Origin of the sequence: Brevibacillus sp. NRRL NRS-603, assembly GCF_003013445.1 — a bacterium.
GTDB lineage: Bacteria > Bacillota > Bacilli > Brevibacillales > Brevibacillaceae > Brevibacillus > Brevibacillus formosus.
On the sequence record NZ_PXZN01000009.1, the window covers coordinates 124,833 to 145,100 of the forward strand.

Genomic DNA, 20,268 nt, shown 5'->3' on the forward strand with positions numbered 1-20,268 from the left:
GAGAACATTGGGTATCAAAAGGATTGGCATTTTGGGAGCGACTGGCGTTGTAGGCCATGCAGCCTTTCAAACGATTTTGTCTAGGACGAACTATCCGATTTTGCTTGGCGGCAGAAATCCCGAGAAGCTACGTGAGCTTTTAACTGGGACGGACGGCAGGCTGGAATGCCAGCAGGTGGATGTATGCAACGAGGAGGAGTTGCATGACTTTTGCGGCCGAGTCGATCTCGTCATCAATTGTGCAGGACCATCCAAGCAAATCGTTGATAAAGTTGCTGTCGCATGCCTCAAGCATGAGGTTCATTACGTAGATGTATCCGGAGATGAGCATCTGTATCGACAATTGCTCACGCGAAAGCAGGAAATCGAGGAAAAGGGACTGCTGTTTATCATCTCTGCTGGCGTTTACCCGGGGCTGTCGGAAGTCTTCCCCGCTTACGTCGCTGAAAATGATTTGGACGAAATCGATTTGCTCGAAGTGTTTTTTGCAGGGCAGGGCGGGTTCTCACTCAATGCAGCCTATGACATCGTCTGCAGCATTGAAGAAGATACCGGATGGGGAATGTCTTACTTCAAGCAAGGCGAGGTCAAAAAAATAGATGGGCCGTTCCATCGCAACTACACGCTGCCGCATCCCGCTGGCAAACGCGACACGTATCCGGTAGTGACCAAGGAATTCGGCCTCATGACCAAGCAGCATAAAATCGAATCCGCCTATTTTTACAACAGCTATCAAAGCAATGCCATCCTGAATCAATTTGTGATGATCAAGGCTTTGCAGCAATACAAGACCGAGGAACAAAAAAGGGCGTCAGCCAAGCTGCTGCTGGAACAGTTTGAGGAGAAGAAGCCAGGTATGAAAGATTTTACGATGTTCCACCTGCATGCGACCGGAGGCCGTGACGGCAAAAAAGTGCGCGTTCTCTCCACTCTTCTGTACCCGGGCGACTGGAATCGGATATCTGGCATCATCGCGGCCACGGTGACCCACTTGATCGCGGACGATCAGAACAGAAAAACAGGCTGCTTTTTCGTGGCGGAGGGCGTATCGGCGACAGGCTTGATTGATGCGCTTCGCGAGCAGCAGGTCGAACTCATGCATTCCATCATGGAAATGAAGGAGGGGTGAACTATGGCAAAGAACCGTAAGTTGCGTACCGTGGTATGCGGTTCCCGCTTTGGACAGTTCTATTTGGAAGCGGTAAAGGCATTACCTGAGCAGTTTGAATTGGCAGGGCTCTTGGCAAAAGGAAGTGAACGCTCGCGTCAATGCGCCGAGCGAAATGGCATCCCGCTGTACACCGATGTCAATCAATTACCGGCTGATATTGATCTGGCTTGCGTTGTATTGCGTTCCACCGTGATGGGCGGCAATGGAACAGAGCTGTCGATCCAATTGCTTGCCAAGGGCATTCACGTCATATCGGAAGAGCCGATCCACCATAAAGATTTGGCCTTGTGCCTCAAGCATGCCAAGCAGAACGGTGTTCATTTTATGACGGGCGATCTGTACGTACATTTGCCTGCTGTTCGCCGCTTTATTGCTTGCGCTCTTACGATGCTGGCTGTGCAGCCTGCCCTGTACATCGAGGCTGCTTGCGCTACACAGGTGTCCTTCCCGCTCATGCACATTTTGCAGGAAGCACTCCCTTCTATTCGTCCGTGGAAAATCAGTCATGTCATCAAGGATGAGGGGCCGTTTCAAGTGTTGATCGGGCAGCTGGGCAAAATTCCGATTACGCTGCGAGCACACAATGAAGTCGATCCGGATGATCCAGACAACCATCTGCACTTGCTGCATCGCGTGACGATTGGTGTGGCTGGCGGGAGCTTGTCGCTTACAGACACGCACGGTCCCGTCGTGTGGCAGCCACGTCTGCACGTACCGGATCTTCCGGACATTCACGGGGAGCTGACAGTGTCTCCACCCGCACACATGCTGGAAAACAGCACACACATACTGGGACCGCAGGAGACGCCGACCTATCGGGATATTCTTACGAAGCAGTGGCCGCAAGCCATCGGACGCGATTTACTCATCATGCGAGATAGGATCGTGGGGCAGGTTGATAAGGCTGCGATAGAAACGCGCGCGCAGCAGGAGCTATTGTGCTCACGACAGTGGCAAGAATGGACGCAGGCATTGGGATATCCCGTGCTGCGCTCGCATGGCAGCCATGAGCCGTTGTCGCTAGCGTCTCTCGAACAAGCAGCCTGGAGCATTCCGGATGACGAATTCCACAACACTGCATTACCCAATGATCCGACTTTGGCGGAAAACAACGATGTCTTTGCATGCACGGCGGCTGCCGAGAGCGAGTTAAAAGGGATCGATGCCGTGCAGGTAAATACGTGCATTGAACGCCTGGATGCAGCAGCGGTGGCCTCCATGCTGCTGGCATTGCAATCTCAAGGAGGCCTGACAGCGGGACAACATTCCTATACGGCGTCAGACATTTTCACTGCTGCAAACGTAGCAGAACGACATCAGCCAGTCATCAAGCGCTGGCTGCACATCTTAACGGATCGTGACTACCTAAACGTTGTTGCTGGCGAGTATCAATGCGGCATTCAGATGACGCGAGAGGAAGTAGAACGACGGTGGGATTTAGCCAAAAACGCTTGGAATGGCAAACTGGGCTCACCACTCGTCATGGACTATCTCAAGGACAATGCGGATCGGCTGCCACAGCTGATGGATGATACCCAGCAAGCTGCTTTGCTGCTATTTCCTGAGGGGCGCATGCATGTTGCCAATGCGCTTTATCGGGACACCCTTGTGGCGCGGTATTTGAACAAGTCGGTCGCAGAAGCAGTAGCGCGGATCGCGTCTACGACGAACTCGCTTCGTATCCTGGAGGTAGGCGCCGGGACTGGAGCGACTAGTGATGTGGTCGTGGATCGCCTGAAGGCGGCTGTTTCCAAAGGATTGCATGTGGAGTATGTGTATACGGATGTGTCCCACTTTTTCTTATCCTCTGCACGTGAACGATACAAAGCTTGCCCATGGATGAAATATCAGGTGGTTGATATCGACAAAGACTTGTTTGCCCAAGGCCTCACAGAAGGCAGCTTCGATATCGTGATTGCCGCAGGGATGTTGAACAACGCGCGGGACACGGATGAAGTCATCCAGGGGCTGTTGAAGACGCTTGCTCCGGGAGGCTGGATGATTATTACCGAGCCGACTCGAGAATTCGTAGAAATGCTCATCTCCCAAGCTTTCATGATGACTCCCCCCGTAGATGACAGGAAGAATACGCAATCGACCTTCATGACTGTCCAGCAGTGGCTCGATGTGTTTCAACGGGCAGGCGTCAAGGAGCTTGCGGTCTTGCCTGAGGAGTCTCATCCATTGGCACCACTTGGACAAAAGCTGTTCCTCATCAAGAACACCATCGATGCTGGCGTACGTCAGCAGCTTTCCCCAAACGAAAACGAAATGGCCAAGCTCATTTAAATAGGAGAGTGTGCATATGCCCCAAAACCTCAAGACGAATAGCGTCGAGCTCATGATGCGCCTACGCAGAGATGGAATTTTTTTATGGGAGGAAAATGGGAGCCTTCGTTACAGAGCTCCAAGAGGAACACTTGCAGCCGATGATTTACAGGCGTTAAAAGAACAGAAAGCAGACATTCTCGCTCTTTTGCGAGCCGAATCCCAACCGGTGACGGTGGTACCCGATCCAGCAGCGCGATTTGAGCCTTTTCCCCTGACAGATGTGCAGTCTGCCTATTTGCTGGGACGGTATGAGCTGTTTGGCTATGGTGGCGTGGCGTGCCATATCTACATGGAGCTGGACTATTCCGAGCTTGATCCGAAGCGGGCGGAGGATGCGTGGAACCTGCTCATTGCAAGACATGACATGCTGCGCGCAACCATTGATCAGAACGGTGAGCAGCGTATTCTGGAGAAGGTTCCGCATTTGACGATTACCTATACGGATACGAGTCACATGGATGAGCAAGAGGCAGGTAAAAGGCTCGAAGACATACGCGAAACGATGGGACATCGTGTGTATGATACAGCCAAATGGCCTCTGTTTGATATCGGCTTGACGAAAACGAGCGACAGGGCCGTGCTCCATGTATCGATGGAATTTCTCATCGCGGATTGGGCGAGTATTTGGCTCTTGCTGGGTGATTTTGAGGCCCTCTACAAAGAACCCGAAAAAACATTGCCTGAATTGCCGATTACGTTTCGCGATTACGTCTTCGCCGAACGCAGCCTAAGAGAGACTACGGCTTATGGCAGAGACAAAGCGTACTGGCAGCAACGGATCGATGCACTGCCACCGGCTCCGGATTTGCCACTGGCGAGACAGCAGGCCCAAAATGGAGACGCACGCTTTTGCCGTCGCTTCATTCGCTTACATAACGCTTCTTGGGAGGCCTTCAAAAAGCGGGCCCAGCAGCGAGGGTTAACGCCAACCTCTGCCGTAATGACTGCCTTTGCGGCTGTGATTGAGCGTTGGAGTCGAAATCATGCGTTTTGCCTGAATTTGACGTTATTGAACAGACAGCCGCTGCATGAGCGAGTCCATGAGATTGTAGGGGATTTCACATCCGTCAATTTGCTTGCGGTTGATTGGGGATTGGAGCGTTCTTTTCAGGGGCGGGCGAAAACCATTCAAAAGCAGTTGTTTGAAGATTTGGATCATCGTTTATTTTCCGGCGTGGAGGTCATGCGCGAGCTAGCGCGCAGGCGCGGGCGTGAAGCCGCTCTGATGCCAATCGTATTTACGAGCGCGATTGGGTTAGTGGAGCCAGCGGAGGGCGGTCAGCTACAGGGCAAAATTGCTGGGCATGGAATCAGTCAAACGCCGCAGGTTTTCATCGATTGCCAAGCCATGGACAGCTCGGCAGGCTTACAGGTGAACTGGGATGTGCGAGAGGGCGTATTCCCGGAGCATGTCGTTGACGACATGTTTGATACTTTTGCAAAATTACTGCAATCTTTGGCGGACAGCGAGCAAATGTGGGAGGGAGCTGACGATATTGCATTGCCAGACTGGCAGCGGGAAGAGCGTCGGCAGGTGAATGCAACCACCGCAGCTTTACCAGAATACGCCTTGTATCAGCCAATCGTAACGCAAGCAATGACGACGCCAGATCGTCCGGCTGTAATTGACAGGGAAGGACAGCTTTCTTATGCAAAACTGGTGAAACGAGCTGCCGCAGTAGCAGGGAAGCTGAAAGACCTGGGCTGCCGCGAGCAAGATCGTGTTGCTATCGTGATGGAAAAAGGCGCGCATCAAGTCACAGCCGTACTCGGTACATTGTTTGCTGGGGCCGTCTATGTGCCCATTGATCCAAAGCAACCCGAGATGCGCCGACAGGCCATGATGGAACAGGCGGACATCCGATATGCTTTGACGGTATCTGACAACCAGCTGCAATGGTCTAACTCCATTCAAACGATTGCAGTGGATCAAGTAAGCCCGCAGCATGAACCATTGATACTACCTGACCTAAACCCGGATTTGCCTGCGTACATCATCTATACGTCTGGCTCCACGGGACAGCCCAAAGGGGTCGTCATCAGCCACCGTGCAGCAGCAAATACGATCGAGGACATGCTTCGTCGTTTTGCGATCACGGAAAATGACCGTGTACTTGGCCTTGCCCAGCTGAGCTTTGATTTATCTGTCTACGATATTTTTGCCACGCTCTCTGTTGGTGGTGCGGTCGTGTATCCTTATCCGGACCGTCAAACGGACCCTTCCCATTGGAGTGAGCTGATAGCAGAGCATCAAATCACCGTGTGGAATTCCGTGCCGGCCCTGATGCAGATGCTGGTCACGTATTTGGATTCCACGCCAACGGTGAAGGTAGACAGCCTGCGACTGACCTTGCTTTCCGGTGACTGGATTCCGTTGACGCTGCCTGATCGGATGCAAAAGCATATGCCTTCTGCACAGATCGTCAGTCTCGGCGGCGCCACGGAAGCATCGATCTGGTCGAACTACCATCTGTACAAAGGACTGGAAGCAGACTGGAACAGTATTCCGTATGGCCGCCCCCTCGCCAATCAAGGCTTCCGCGTCCTCGATTCCCAGATGCGCGATTGCCCGGTGTGGGTGATCGGGGATCTGTATATAACCGGAGCTGGCTTGGCGGAGGGCTATGTGGGAGATCAACGGCTCACGGAGGAAAGGTTCTTCTCTCACCCTGTCGATGGAGAGAGACTGTACCGAACCGGTGATTTGGGCCGCTACACACCGGGGGGAGAAATCGAGTTTATCGGTCGCATAGACAATCAGGTCAAAATCAGAGGGCATCGGATTGAGCTCGGTGAAATTGAATCGGCCCTGCTCAAACACCCTGCTGTCGCCGCAGCTGGTGTCGTGCTGGATGGAGCGAGTGACGAGCCTGTTTTGCTGGGGATTGTGGAAAGCGCCCGCAAGATGGATCGGGACCTTGAAGCAGAAAGAGCAGAATTCGCGAGGCTCGTAAAAGGGATCTCTGAAGAAACGGGCATCGAGGTCAATCAGCGCATCGTCATGCTTTTGCAACAGATTGCCCGACACCATACGAGCAAGCCTCTACGGGTATTGCAAGTAGGCGCAGGGAACGGTGTGCTGACAGAGCATGTCTCGCAAGCATTGGAAGGCTATGATGCAGAGTATGTGAGCATAGAAACAGTAGAAGAAGAGTATCGGGCGCAAGGACTGGCACCGAACTCGTTCGACGTGGTGTTCGCTGCGGGAGCGACAGATAGCGCCGACATGAACAGGCTGAAAGAACTGACTTGCCCAGGCGGGTGGCTTATTCTTGCCAAGTGGACAGAGGCGTCATGGATAAGTGAGTGGCAGAAGGAAGAAGACGGTCTTGTGTTTGTGCTGCAAGAGGAGGGAGAGAATCAACTGCTCGCTCATCGAGTGAAGCTGGACAGGGTGAAGGTCAGTGCCGCAGAGCTGGAAAAATTCCTTTCCTTACACCTGCCTGCCTATATGCTGCCTGCCCACCTGCAAGTCGTAGATGCGCTGCCGCTAACCGGAAATGGAAAAATAGATCGCCGCGAGCTGGCAAAATGGGGCCCTGCATCGTCATTCGGACAAAGTGCTGCTATAGACGCTACAGATGGGGCTGAATTTGACCCGTTGGAAGCGCAGCTTGCGCACGTCTGGGCAGAAGCATTGGGGGTATCGAGAATCGGCCGAACACAAAGCTTCTATGAGTACGGAGCAGATTCTCTCATCATGGCACAGGTAGCCGGAAAGCTGCGCGACAAGCTGGCAGAGGACCCGACGCACGCTGCCATCCCGTTTGATGTCTTGCTCCGACAAATGCTCAACTTCCCGACCGTGGAAGCACTGGCTGGCTTCATACATTTGCGCAATCAGGAGATGCAGCACAGTGAGGAAACCGCGTTGCCGAAAAAACGCAACAAGTCGAGCAATGCCGTGCTGATTCCATATGGCGGTGATGAATCTGGGCCCCTGCGGGTTGTGTTCCATGCCGTTTTGGGGACGATGGACAGTTTTCGTCCATTGATTGAACAGCTCAAAGCCCAGCAGACAGGAAGCATCGTCGGGATCGCCATTGACGATAGCGAGCGTTATTGCGCACTAGAACCGTCTGAGCTGATAGAAACCGTGGCTGATGATTATACCGAATGCTTGATCGACATCTTGCGTGAAGGTGAGCAAAGACCTGTACAGCTCATCGGCTATTCCTTGGGCGGATTGATTGCCATTGAAGTGGCGAGAAGACTCGGGGAGCAGGGCGTCCCTATTCTGGACCTGGTCTTAATCGACATTCCTCCGATTCTGACAGAAGTGAATGACGATCTCTTGATTGAGGCACTTTTCGTTCCGAACCTAAACATCACGCTGGAACAGGCTGATTTTAGAAAAGTGGATGAGCACGATTTCGCACGGGCGATTTTGCAGCTTGTAGAAAAATACGGAGATTGCATACCGCAAGGCTCAGCGTGCACCATCGGTGGAGACGAAGGGCTAGACCAGGTGGGAGAGATGTTCCGCAAATTATCCGCGTTTGACAGAAGAGAACGCTTTACTGCTTATGTCCATGCGCTGGGCAAAACCTCAGGGGAACAGATGCCAGTGGAAATGGCAGAGGGCTTGTGCAAGGTGTTTGGGCAGAGCTTTAAAGCAGCTCGCTATACTCCTTTGCCATATATGGGAGACATTCGCTTCTTGCTGGCTCGCGAGCCGTTTCAATTTTTGCCAAGCACGAGTGAAGAGACCATCGCTTTTTGGCAAGATATATGCATTGGAGAACTGGAAGTGACGGAAATCGCCGGAAACCATTACAGCTGCATGGTAGGAGAGAATGCGGTCAAGCTGGCGGAGCTGTTGGCAGTACCACTCGGCACCAAATAATTTCTTGGCTAAAAAGTAAGACAGCGGCAAGACAAGGACGACAAAATAACGTCCTTTCTGCCGCTGTTCTTTTTCCTTACCGCAAGAATCACTCCTGCAAAATAGAAACCCTCGTTTGTTCAGCACGTATTACTACAGGGAAGTCCAGCCCTAACAGAGTGAGGTGTCATACATTGGCAATTGAGATATCGACAGTAAGTACTACAAAAGGGAAGATCCAATATCATTGGAGCGGAAACGGCAAACCCAATATCGTCCTCATTAACGGTGGTTCAGGACCCATAGAAGGCTGGATGAAAATACTACCGGGTCTTTCAGAGACTTCATCTGTATTTTCCTATAATCGTCTTGGTGTCTCGGGTAGTGATAGGCCGCAAGAACCTCAAGATGGACGCACGATTGTAGAAACGTTGCGGGAGGCATTAAAGACAGTAGGATTAGAACCCCCATTTTTGCTAGTCGGACATTCATTAGGGGGATTATATGCAAATTTATATGCCCGGCTTTACCCCAACGAAGTAGCTGGCGTCGTCTTTTTAGAATCGAGCCATCCGAAAGATATCGAACTTGAAAAATATCAAGGTAAAGTAGTCAAAACCATCAACAAGATGCTCTCCATGTTCGATTCGTTGTCTCCCCATAAACAATTCAATGAAGTTCATTTTGTCAAAAAGACAGTGGAACAAATCCATGCAATCGATTCTTTTCCCGACATCCCTGTTTATGTGATTACAGGTGGAAAAGAAAATCGCATGATGCCAGAAGAAGTACGCAAAAAACGAATCGAGCATCAGTTGGAACTGCTTTCATTATCAGGCAACAGCAAACATATCCTCGCTGAAAAAAGTGGACATTTTCCCCAATTTACCGAGCCCGAAGTCGTCATTGATACGATCAAAGACTGTGTCGAACAAATACAACAGAAAACGTTGTAGCCCACCTGCCAAGCCGTACTCTGCTGCTAAAGCTACACCTGGCACTTTTAGAAGGTAAGGCCAACACTCCATTAGCGGCTGCTATTTAACTCTGCCGATACTTTATTCACGAGCTGATCTGCTTGGCGCGTCGTTTCGGGCAAACGATATTTGGGGGAGAGCTTGGTGATCCATGCGCATGCAGTTGGCAAAGAGATTCCATGCCCAATCGAGACGAATATCGGTTTGATATTGGGTTGTGTGCGCAAGACTCCACCGATGATTTCCCCCTGATCGATCAAAGGGGAATACGCACCTCTTTCCTGTTCGGGTTCTTCGTATTCACCTAGCAGTCTCGTTTTTCCACAGCCAATGGTAGGAATGTCAAACAAGATGCCCAAATGACTGGCTAGTCCGAATCTTCGCGGATGGGCGATTCCTTGCCCGTCGCAGACGACGAGCTGCGGTGTTGTTTTGAGCTCCTTGAATGCTCGTACCAGTGGAGGCAGCTCTCGAAAAGAGAACAAGCCGGGAATATACGGGAATTCGACGGTGTCTTGAATGACGACAGACTCGACGACTTGCAAGGAAGTGGCGTCGAGGATCACGACACCAGCGACTAACAAATCAGACTCGGCATGATAGGCGACATCTACACCGGCGACGAAGCTTACGTCCGTTAGTTGATCTACTTTTTTCACTTGCAGGGCTAGCTGTCGCTGCAGGTTGATGGCCTCTTGCTCATCAATATTCCAAGGATGTTGGATAATCGGCTCCATCTGCTTACCTCCGGATGATAGAAGATTTGTTCATTATATCTAATGGATGTGCTATGCTCCAAGTCATAGGAACAATCCTAAAGAAAATACGTTGACTTCTCGGATGAAAAGCACTATTTTGTAACCGACCGAATCATCATGTTCGAGATTAGCTAGGAGGGCTCGTCGTGAAAATCGCAGTAGTAGGAAGCATCAATATGGATCTCGTAACCCATGTACATCATTTGCCCAAAGCAGGAGAAACGATTACAAGCCATCACTTCGAGCTGATTCCGGGTGGAAAGGGAGCGAATCAGGCAGTAGCGGCTTCTCGCCTGGGTGCGCATGTCTCCATGATCGGAATGGTAGGAGAAGATGAGAACGGCCGGGTTATGCTCAAGGGGCTAACGGATGCGCACGTCCACATAGAGGGAATCAAATGCTCGGGTACGACAGGCATGGCTTTTATCAATGTAAGTGATGATGGGGAAAATAACATCGTGCTCGTTCCAGGTGCGAATGCGCTCGTTAGCTCTGAGCACATTGCAGACCATCTGGCTATTTTAAAGGACAGCGACGTCGTATTGCTCCAACTGGAAATCCCGATGCCTGTCGTGGAATATACAGTCAAAGAGGCGGCTCGACTCGGCAAGCTGGTCATTTTAAATCCGGCACCTGCACGCGAGCTATCCAGTGAGCTATTAACCCATGTACATACCTTAACCCCAAATGAAACAGAGCTTTCTATTCTCACAGGAATGCCTGTATCCACGATAGAGGAAGTGCATGCCGCAGCCAAAAAGCTTTTGTCTGGTGGACCAAAACGCGTCATCGTGACGTTGGGAGAAAAGGGCGCTCTCTTAGTAACCGCTGATGAAGCGACCCATATCCCGGCTTTCCGCGTAGAGCCGGTGGATACAACTGCGGCAGGCGATTCCTTTACAGCTGCTTTTGCGGTTGGGATTACACAAGGAATGACAGAAACGGAAGCGGCCGCTTTCGCAAGCAAAGTAGCAGCGATTGTCGTTACTAGGAACGGAGCTCAACCATCCCTGCCTACTTTCGATGAAGTGCAAGCATATTCTTTTTAATAGGGGAAAAATGATGGAAAAGGTCAATATAGCTGAAAAGTTTTCGTTATTCTATGAGTATTGGAGTCCCAAAATTGTAGGCGAAATCAATGACTCCTATGTAAAGCTGGCGAAATTTAAAGGAGAGTTTGTCTGGCATCAGCATGAAAATGAAGATGAGATGTTTTTCGTAGTGAAAGGGAAGCTGCTTATTAAGTTTCGCGATAAAGATGTTTGGTTAAACGAAGGGGAATTTCTCATTGTTCCAAAAGGTGTAGAGCATATGCCAGTTGCAGAGGAAGAGGTTCATGTATTATTGCTAGAACCAAAGACGACGCTGAATACTGGAGATCAAGTAAACGAAAAAACAGTAACAGATTTAGAGACGATATAATCAATGATCAAGCCTATTTTGAGAGATGATTTTCAAAATGGGCTTTTTCTATTTAATTTGTTGACCGTTCGGTACATAATGTGTAAAATTTCCATAACAGTTGGAAACGAAAGGAGGATTCCGGTGAGCAAACGCGGCAGACCTCGTGATTTTGATTACACGTCCATCGTAGATGTGGCCATGAAAACATTTTGGTCAAAAGGCTACAATGGTTGTTCGACACATGATTTATGCAGTGATACTGGACTAGGAAAAGGCAGCTTGTACAATACGTTTGGCAGCAAACAGGACCTTTATCTGGCGGTGGTGGAACACTATCACGATACCGGGATTCGTGAACAGCGGGCATTATTGGAAAGCCCGGGTTCCGTGAAAGAACGGCTGCAAAATTTTTTAGATTGGGCATTGGTGGAAGACTTTGAATCAATGAATCCAAAGGGATGTTTGCTGATCAATGCGGGATTGGAACGGGCAAAAGACGATCCCAAGATTGAAGAAATCGTCTCGAGACATGTTGAACTTCTCAAGCAAACTATGGAAAAAGTGATGGAGGAAGGCTTGCGAACGGGTGAAATCGCCAAAAAACGATCCGCGGTGGATTTGGCCAGCTTATTTTTAAGCAGCTACTACGGCTTTCGTGTGTTGAATACATCCACACAAAATCGGACATTGGCTGAACAAATCATGAATGGCACTATAGAATCTATCTTTGGCGCGTAATGCGCTCTTTTTTTGAGTGATTTTTGTACCGATTGTTACAATAATTAGACGAGGAGTGTTCCTTTATGCCGTCGATGATTTATTTGTTAGCGGTAGCGATTTTTGCGATGACGACTTCTGAATTTATGGTGGCTGGGATGATGAATGAGCTTGCCGATGATTTTGGCGTGTCGATCCCATCCATCGGATATTTTATTACGGCGTATGCGGGGGCAATGGTGATAGGAGGTCCCGTCCTGACAGCAACTCTCTTGCACATTCGCCGAAAACAAGCGCTGCTTTCTTTGGTTGCCGTCTTCTTTATTGGTCAAGCGTTAGGGGCAATAGCTTGGAATTACGAGTCGATGATGCTTGCTCGTATCCTAACGGGTATCGCTTCATCCGCAGCGTTTGGCATCTCCGTCAGTATTTCAGCCAGCTTGGTTCCCCCTCAATCACGGGGAAAGGCCGCTTCGATTGTTTTGGCAGGCTTAATGATTGCTACTGTCATCGGGCTCCCTCTGACAACCGTGATTGCACAATATTTCGGCTGGAGAATGAGCTTTTGGGCTGTTGCGGTAGTCGTATTATTATCAGGGGTCTTGATTCAATGGTTGCTCCCTTCCTCCGCACAAAAAGACCAGATGAATGGAAAGGATGAGCTTGCCAGTTTTCAAAATCCGCACCTTTGGGCTGCGTATGCAACGAGTATGCTAATCATTGGCGGTACGTTCGCAGCGTTTAGTTATTTTACTCCGATTCTTACCGGTGTAACGGCATTTTCGGATGCGAGTATCCCGTATTTGCTTGCCCTTTACGGCATCGCGACCGTGATCGGAAATGTCGTAATTGGCAGACTTGCTGACCGTTTTCCCATGCGAATCCTTGTAGCGGGATTAAGCATACTCTTATCGGCATTAGTTCTGTTTGCCGTAGGTGCCGAAAATAAATGGATCGCTGTGCTGTCCATTGTCCTGATTGGGTTGACGGGTGTAGCGATGAATCCGGCCATGATCGCACGCGTCATGAATACAGCAGGCAGTGGAACGATGGTAAACACGGTGCATACTTCCTTTATTACAATGGGTGTTGCCATTGGTTCTTCCTTGGGTGGGATCGGGATCAGCAGTGGCTATGGACTTGTCTCACCATTGTGGGTAGGTGCTTGTTTAGCTGTTATCGGGTTACTTTCAATCGTTCCCTACCTGCAAAGAAGCAAAGTGTAAAAAACCATACAATCCCTCTTGAAAGTCAAAGAAGGTCAAACTATAATAAAGTCAACGAAGGTCAGAAAAGGTCAAAGATCTTCTGAATTCCAAAACAACGCTTTTGGGGGGATTGAATATGCATTGTGAAATTTGCAAACAACGTGAAGCAACTGTGACTGTTCATATACGTGTACAAAATCAGCAACAAAAGTACGATCTGTGCCAGGATTGCAAAACAAAGCTGACCAACAAAATGGGAGTGGGCATGGGCTTTAGTCCTTTCTCTTCCTTCTCTGGACTGGATGAGTTCCTGCAAGGCTTTGCCCAAGGCTCTATGAATCCTGGCAAATCTTCCGGTCAACCGCGACCACAAGCACCCGAGCGTGGCGGAGGCATCCTCGATGACCTGGGGCGTAATCTCAACGATTCGGCACGTGCCGGACTGATTGATCCTGTGATTGGACGCGAACAAGAAATTGAGCGTGTCATTGAGATTTTGAACCGACGCAACAAGAACAATCCAGTTCTCATCGGAGAGCCAGGGGTCGGGAAGACGGCGATTGCGGAAGGTCTCGCCCTGCGTATTACGGAAGGGCAAGTACCGACTAAGCTGAAAAACAAGCAGGTGTACATTTTGGATGTCGCCTCTCTGGTTGCAGGGACGGGAATTCGCGGACAGTTCGAGGAAAAAATGAAGCAAGTGATTGCCGAGCTGCAAAAACGCAAGAACGTCATCCTGTTTGTGGATGAGATTCATCTCTTGGTGGGAGCAGGCTCTGCAGAAGGATCTATGGATGCAGGAAACATCCTGAAGCCTGCACTGGCTCGCGGTGAGTTGCAGCTGATTGGGGCAACTACGCTAAAAGAGTATCGCGTGATTGAAAAAGACGCTGCTCTGGAGCGTCGCCTGCAGCCAGTCATGGTCAAGGAACCAACCGTAGAACAAGCCATCGAGATTTTAAAAGGATTGCGTCCGAAATACGAAGCATTCCACCAAGTCGCTTACTCGGATGATGTCATCCGTGCCTCCGTGGAATACTCCCATCGTTACATCCAGGATCGATTCTTGCCTGACAAGGCGATTGATCTCATGGATGAAGTGGGCTCGCGCTTGAACCTGAGATCCTCCGCGGTTGATACGACAGAGCTGCATGAACGGCTGGCGCAAATCAATCAGGAGAAAAAGGAAGCGACGGAGCAAGAGGCATACGAACGAGCTGCCCGTCTGAGAGACGAGGAAGCGGCTATTTTAGAGAAGCTGGATCAGATGGAGGGCAAGGAGCAACGTGTCCAGGTTGACATCACGGACATCCAAGCCTTGATCGAGCAAAAGACTGGGATTCCTGTTACGAAGCTGCAAAGTGATGAGCAGATGAAAATGAAGAACCTGGCAGCTCATTTAGAAGCAAAAGTCATTGGTCAGTCTGAGGCGGTCACACAAGTAGCAAAGGCGATTCGACGCAGTCGTGCAGGCCTGAAACCGAAAAACAGACCGATCGCATCCTTCCTGTTCGTTGGACCGACTGGCGTAGGGAAGACAGAGCTGTCCAAAGTGCTGGCTGAGGAGCTGTTTGGTACCCGTGATTCCATGATCCGCCTCGATATGAGCGAGTACATGGAGAAGCACTCCGTATCCAAATTGATCGGTTCTCCTCCAGGCTACGTCGGACATGAAGAAGCAGGTCAACTCACAGAGCGCGTACGCCGCAATCCGTACAGCATTATCCTGCTGGATGAGATCGAAAAAGCACATCCGGACGTGATGCACATGTTCCTGCAAATTCTGGAGGATGGTCGTCTGACAGACAGTCAGGGCCGCACGGTGAATTTTAAGGAGACAGTCATCATTGCAACGAGCAATGCCGGTGTGAGCGAGCGTAAAATCTCCGTTGGCTTTGGAGCTCAAGCGCCCGAGCCTGCCACTGTGCTGGATTCTCTGGGAGCGTACTTCAAACCGGAGTTCCTGAACCGCTTCGACTCGATCATTTCCTTTGCTCATTTGGAAAAACACGATTTGGTCAAAATCGTCGATCTGCTGTTGCAAGATGTCATGGGCAATCTGTCTGAGCAAGGAATGGAAATCAGCGTGGCAGATGCTGCAAAAGAAAAGCTGGCTGAGCTGGGCTACAACCCTTCCTTCGGGGCACGTCCATTGCGTCGCGTGATTCAGCAATACGTCGAGGATGGCATTGCGGATCTGGTGATGGAGGAAGACAATGTGACAGCTATGGTCATTGATGTCGAGGATGATGTAATTCGTGTGAAAAAAGGATAACAGTCGTAAAAAAAAGAAACCCCGATCTGGGGTTTCTTTGCTTTTTAAGTTCTTTTTTATTTATTCATGGCTTTCTCATTGATGCCATTGCTGACGCCAGCACTTTCCATTTTCAGCTGGCGGCGCTTGGTGACGATTTTCTTCACCCATAATCCGATCAAGATGAGCGGTACCACGGTGAGAAAGATATAGAGAGAAACGTTATGGACCATATTTTCCGCCATTTTACCGTAAAAATAAAACAAGAATCCGACTGCGTAAAATTTGACTGCCCGTCCAATTGCGGCATACCCGATCAATTTCCACAAAGGGAATTTCAAGCAACCCGACATAATTGTAAATACTTTAAACGGAATCGGTGTAAATGAACCAATGAAGATCGCGACTTCGCCCTTCTTTTGAAACATCTCAGTTGCAGAGTCAATCCATTCCTTCTTGAGGATTTTGTACAGAACGGATTTGCCTAGTACTTTACCGATAAAATAACCGACGGGAGTCCCTATGAGACAAGCGATGTAGCCTACTGTAGCAATCCACAATGCCTGCGAAGGATCAACGAGACTGAGTGGCACTTGAAGAAAGAAGGCAGGAACGGGAAAGATGACTGCGTCTGCAAAAGAATGGATGAACATTCCCAAATAGCCGTATTCCATTAAGAAATCTAAAATGTTCTGAAACATCTATTTCTCCTTTGTCATTCTATCGTTAACTGCCAGTCATCAACTCAAACGAATCGTACCAGGTAAATTATTTGTGTCTAGATGCGATTCTACTTCAAACTGGCCGACTATGGAACGAATTTTTTTGAATTGGGATTCACTTACTATACAACGATATACCACAATTCTTGCATTTTGAAACAATTTATACCAGAGAATCATCCGGGTAAACCATGTTCTTTGTATTTGATAATACGATGTAGATCGTTTTCTGGTTACTCAATAGTTCCATTATCGAGATTTCGTTGTTGTCCAAAAACGCACCCTTGCCGGATTTTATCTACGACTTAAGGCGGATAGGTTAGCGGTGCATGCGGCGTAGCACATCCATCAACACGTCAATCCCTTGCTCAATCACTGCTTCCTTGGCATAGGACACATTCAGCTTCAAAATATTTTCTTGCGGAAAGCCCACCAAGTAATTTTTATCAATAGAATCCACGAGGATCGAGCGTTTTTTTAGCTGGCTGATAACAGCAGGAACTGGGGTGGAATCGTTCAAAACAATGTGCGTATGAATCCCCGGATACGCAAGGGGCAAAAAGGTGAACAGATGCTCTTCCTTCGCCGCGAAATGGTTCAAGGACGCCATCAGCAGGTTGGATCGCCGATGATAGGAACTCCGTATTTTTTGCTTGTGACGCTCGAACATTCCGCTTTTTAAGTAAATTTCCAATGCAGCTTGAGAAAGCATGGAGCTGTCGATATCCATGAGTCGTTTGTGCTGGTTGAAGGAATCCTTTAGCTCGTCAGGTATAACGGCTACACCCAGACGCAGCCCGGGAAAAATAATTTTGGAATAGCTTTTTACATAGATGGTGCGAGAATAGCGGTCATAGGCAAAGAGGGGATCGGCTTTGCTGTCATGCTCAAGATCTGCCATGTAATCGTCTTCCACGATATAGACATCGTACTGTTGGGCAAGCTCCACAATGTGCTGTTTGTCCTTTCGGCTGTACGATGTGCCAAGCGGGCTATGATAGCGAGGTATCGTATAGAAAAACTTGATTTCTCCCGTTCGGAACACAGACTCCAGCTCTTCTAAATCGATTCCTTGGGCGGTGCGCTTGATTCCGACGACAGGATGCTTCCGTACTTGCAAGCTCTCAATGAAAAGGTGGTAGCTGGGTTGCTCAATCAGAATCGTTTCTTTGCCATTTGGAAAAGGAAGACTGCACAGCAAGGATAGAGCTTGTTGGACACCGGAGGTAATGAAAATATTGCCCGGGTCTGTAAAAACCTGATGGTTCCCAAGCAGCTTGGCAACGACGGCAATGAGCGATGGCAAGCCTTGTGTGGTTCCATATATGAAAAGATCGTTTTTATAGGTTTCAATCGCTTTATTAATACAGTGTTGAAAGTCGACATAAGGAAAGAGGTCAGGATCGGGAGCAGAGGTCGCAAAATCGATCATCGACGTATCTTCGGGTTGTATTTTTCTTTGCTTTTTCACGACGTAGTAGCCGCTTCGATCGACCGAGTAGATGAGGTGACGCTTTTCGAGCTCATCCAAGGTGCGGATCACGGTACTCTTGCTGCATTGGTAGCGAGAGGCAAGCTCCCGAATGGAGGGAAGCCGGTCTCCGTCTCGATAAGAGAGGCTTTCAATCAACGTTTCGAGTTCGTTTTGAAGCTGCAAATATTTGTGCATCCAAAAAACCTTCCCTTACCGCCGAATTTGTATCGGTACAGTTACTCCTTTTTTGCATTGTAGCACGATTGATCCCCCATTACTATTAACCTAAGACGGCCGTCTGTAAAAAGTCCCCAGTAGGAGAGATACATACGATGAAAGACCAACAAAAAGCGATTCTTGCGGCATTGCTGAATGCAGGGATTACAGGCTTGTCGTTTTTGTTTCTGAAAATGGCACTCGCTGTAACCAACCCGGTTGATACTTTGGCACACCGATTTACCGTGGCCTTTATCGCTGCATCCATCCCGATCGTGTTTGGGTGGATCAAGCTGTCCATCAAACCAAAAGAGATACTCACGATTATACCGCTTGCCATGCTGTACCCCATTCTGTTCTTTACCCTTCAGGCGTTTGGACTGGTGTATACCACTTCGTCGGAAGCAGGGATTATTCAAGCAACCGTTCCGATTTTTACCATGATCATGGCGGCATTCTTTTTGGGAGAGTCTTCTACGTGGCTGCAAAAGCTGTCCACCCTTTTATCCGTCGGAGGAGTCGTGTACATTTTTGCAATGAAGGGGCTGGGTGTAAGCGCAGTCTCGGGGAGCAGTATCGGTACCATTCTCATCCTGTTATCCGCTTTTTCTTTGGCGGGGTACAGTGTTCTGGCGAGGAAAATGACAAAGTCCTTTCATTATATAGACATGACGTATATGGTGGCGTTACTCGGATTTGTGTTTTTTAACGGCTGGTCAGTCATTCGCCATAGTGCAGAGGGGACCTTATCGACGTATTTTGCCCCTTTCGCCAGCTCGGCCTTTATCATCTCAATTGTATTTTTAGGGATACTGTCCTCGCTCATGACGTCTTTTATGACCAACTTTGCCTTGTCCAAGATGGAGGCATCCAAACTCAGCGTCTTTAACAATTTGTCTACATTGGTTACCATCGTGGCAGGCGTTATCTTTTTGCAGGAGCAACTGGCATACTACCATCTCATTGGCGCAGTAATGATTATTATCGGGGTGATTGGGACGAATTTCCTAGGGGCAAAATTTAAAAAACAGAATCACACGCCACAACCGAAATCCACGTCTGTGTAGAAAATAAATAAGGACACACAACAGAGCGAATGTTTATTCATTGGCTCTGTTTGTTTTTGTGGGAGGAATCGTTCGTGAAACTGTTTACAAATCGTATCATACACGATATAGTTACCTAGATTGTGAGTATAATGACATATGGTGAGATGACGGAATGAAAAAAATTATACATCTGGATTCGATTGAAAAGAGATTTGCAGATACTGTCGTCGTCCCCTCTTTTTCTCTCTCCATTGAAGAAGGGGAGTTTTTGACGTTACTCGGTCCCAGTGGCTGTGGGAAAACGACACTGCTGCGAATGATTGCTGGCTTTGAGCAGCCAACGACCGGGGAAATTTTCCTAGACGAAAAGCCACTTAAGGCTGTGCCGCCGTATCAGCGTGATATGAACATGGTGTTCCAGCAATATGCTTTGTTTCCACACATGACTGTGGAGCAAAACATCCTGTTTGGTTTGAAAATGAAAAAAGTGAACGCAGCTGAACAACAAAAGCGTTTGGAGGAAGTACTTCAGTACGTCCAACTGACAGAATTGCGGAAGCGCATGCCAAAGCAGCTGTCTGGTGGACAACAGCAACGCGTAGCAATCGCACGGGCGATTATTAACAACCCACGCGTTCTGCTTCTGGACGAGCCTCTGGGTGCTTTGGACTACCAATTGCGAAAAAGCTTGCAACTCGAATTGAAAAACTTGCAGAAAAACTTAGGCATCACGTTCATTTACGTCACACATGACCAAGAAGAAGCGATGGCGATGTCCGATCGAATCGCGGTCATGAACAAGGGACGAATTGAACAGATTGCTTCTCCAGCAGAGATTTACAACTCCCCGCAAACCTTGTTTGTGGCTACCTTTATTGGGGAAAACAACATTTTCCGAGAAAACGGAACGAATGCAGCAGTACGTCCGGAAAAGATCAAGTTGTACCCGGTTGACTCCGACAAGGACAAGCACAAGAAGCTGGGCACCATTGCTGACGCGGTGTTCCTCGGGAATTTGCGCAAGGTATTTATTCGCCTCGAGGGGCAGGATATGACCGTAATGGCACATCAGTACGCAGGTGACGGTCTGGACTGGCAGGTGGGAGATCAAGTGGCCATTGGCTGGGCACAGACGGACGAGGTGATTCTTCCTTGTTAAACA

14 protein-coding genes are annotated in these 20,268 nt (G+C 49.1%); 11 read left to right on the top strand and 3 right to left on the bottom strand.

The window, feature by feature from the left end:
* Positions 1-7: 7 nt before the first annotated feature.
* From C7R94_RS05270 to C7R94_RS05285, 4 genes are all read left to right on the top strand, one after another.
* On the top strand, positions 8-1,129 hold the full coding sequence (locus C7R94_RS05270) for a saccharopine dehydrogenase family protein (RefSeq protein ID WP_106778776.1): 1,122 nt from the start codon (positions 8-10) through the stop codon (positions 1,127-1,129).
* Positions 1,130-1,132: 3 nt separating this feature from the next.
* The gene (locus C7R94_RS05275; RefSeq protein ID WP_106778779.1) at positions 1,133-3,460 is read left to right on the top strand and encodes a bifunctional Gfo/Idh/MocA family oxidoreductase/class I SAM-dependent methyltransferase; all 2,328 of its coding nucleotides are present in this window, start codon (positions 1,133-1,135) and stop codon (positions 3,458-3,460) included.
* Positions 3,461-3,476: 16 nt separating this feature from the next.
* A complete protein-coding gene (locus C7R94_RS05280) occupies positions 3,477-8,348 on the top strand; it encodes a non-ribosomal peptide synthetase (RefSeq protein WP_106778781.1) in 4,872 nt (1,623 codons plus the stop codon).
* Positions 8,349-8,521: 173 nt separating this feature from the next.
* Positions 8,522-9,283 carry an alpha/beta fold hydrolase gene (locus C7R94_RS05285; RefSeq protein WP_106778783.1) on the top strand — a complete coding sequence of 254 codons (762 nt, stop codon included), beginning with the start codon at positions 8,522-8,524 and terminating at the stop codon, positions 9,281-9,283.
* Between the two features lie 71 nt (positions 9,284-9,354).
* Here the strand turns inward: C7R94_RS05285 and nfi are convergent, their stop codons facing one another.
* Positions 9,355-10,041, bottom strand: a complete 687-nt coding sequence (gene nfi, locus C7R94_RS05290) for a deoxyribonuclease V (RefSeq protein ID WP_106778785.1) — start codon at positions 10,039-10,041, stop codon at positions 9,355-9,357.
* Positions 10,042-10,208: 167 nt separating this feature from the next.
* On the opposite strand from nfi, the gene rbsK reads away from it, so the two are divergent.
* From rbsK to C7R94_RS05315, 5 genes are all read left to right on the top strand, one after another.
* Positions 10,209-11,111, top strand: coding sequence for a ribokinase (rbsK, locus tag C7R94_RS05295; protein ID WP_106778788.1), 903 nt, complete (start codon positions 10,209-10,211; stop codon positions 11,109-11,111).
* Positions 11,112-11,121: 10 nt separating this feature from the next.
* Entirely contained in the window at positions 11,122-11,484 is a 363-nt protein-coding gene (locus tag C7R94_RS05300; RefSeq protein WP_197240996.1) for a cupin domain-containing protein, read from the top strand.
* A 123-nt stretch (positions 11,485-11,607) separates the two neighbouring features.
* Entirely contained in the window at positions 11,608-12,204 is a 597-nt protein-coding gene (locus tag C7R94_RS05305) for a TetR/AcrR family transcriptional regulator (protein ID WP_106778793.1), read from the top strand.
* Positions 12,205-12,269: 65 nt separating this feature from the next.
* The gene (locus C7R94_RS05310) at positions 12,270-13,409 is read left to right on the top strand and encodes an MFS transporter (RefSeq protein ID WP_106778796.1); all 1,140 of its coding nucleotides are present in this window, start codon (positions 12,270-12,272) and stop codon (positions 13,407-13,409) included.
* 118 nt (positions 13,410-13,527) lie between these two features.
* A complete protein-coding gene (locus tag C7R94_RS05315) occupies positions 13,528-15,666 on the top strand; it encodes an ATP-dependent Clp protease ATP-binding subunit (protein ID WP_106778798.1) in 2,139 nt (712 codons plus the stop codon).
* A gap of 56 nt (positions 15,667-15,722) precedes the next feature.
* Here the strand turns inward: C7R94_RS05315 and C7R94_RS05320 are convergent, their stop codons facing one another.
* Positions 15,723-16,346 (bottom strand): YqaA family protein, encoded by a 624-nt coding sequence (locus C7R94_RS05320; RefSeq protein ID WP_047071529.1) that lies wholly within the window; start codon positions 16,344-16,346, stop codon positions 15,723-15,725.
* Positions 16,347-16,686: 340 nt separating this feature from the next.
* Positions 16,687-18,036, bottom strand: coding sequence for an aminotransferase-like domain-containing protein (locus C7R94_RS05325; protein WP_106778801.1), 1,350 nt, complete (start codon positions 18,034-18,036; stop codon positions 16,687-16,689).
* 137 nt (positions 18,037-18,173) lie between these two features.
* Here C7R94_RS05325 and C7R94_RS05330 point away from each other — a divergent pair, with 137 nt between their 5' ends.
* Both C7R94_RS05330 and C7R94_RS05335 read left to right on the top strand, forming a co-directional pair.
* On the top strand, positions 18,174-19,124 hold the full coding sequence (locus tag C7R94_RS05330) for a DMT family transporter (protein ID WP_106778803.1): 951 nt from the start codon (positions 18,174-18,176) through the stop codon (positions 19,122-19,124).
* Positions 19,125-19,278: 154 nt separating this feature from the next.
* Entirely contained in the window at positions 19,279-20,265 is a 987-nt protein-coding gene (locus C7R94_RS05335; protein WP_047071534.1) for an ABC transporter ATP-binding protein, read from the top strand.
* Positions 20,266-20,268: the final 3 nt, after the last annotated feature.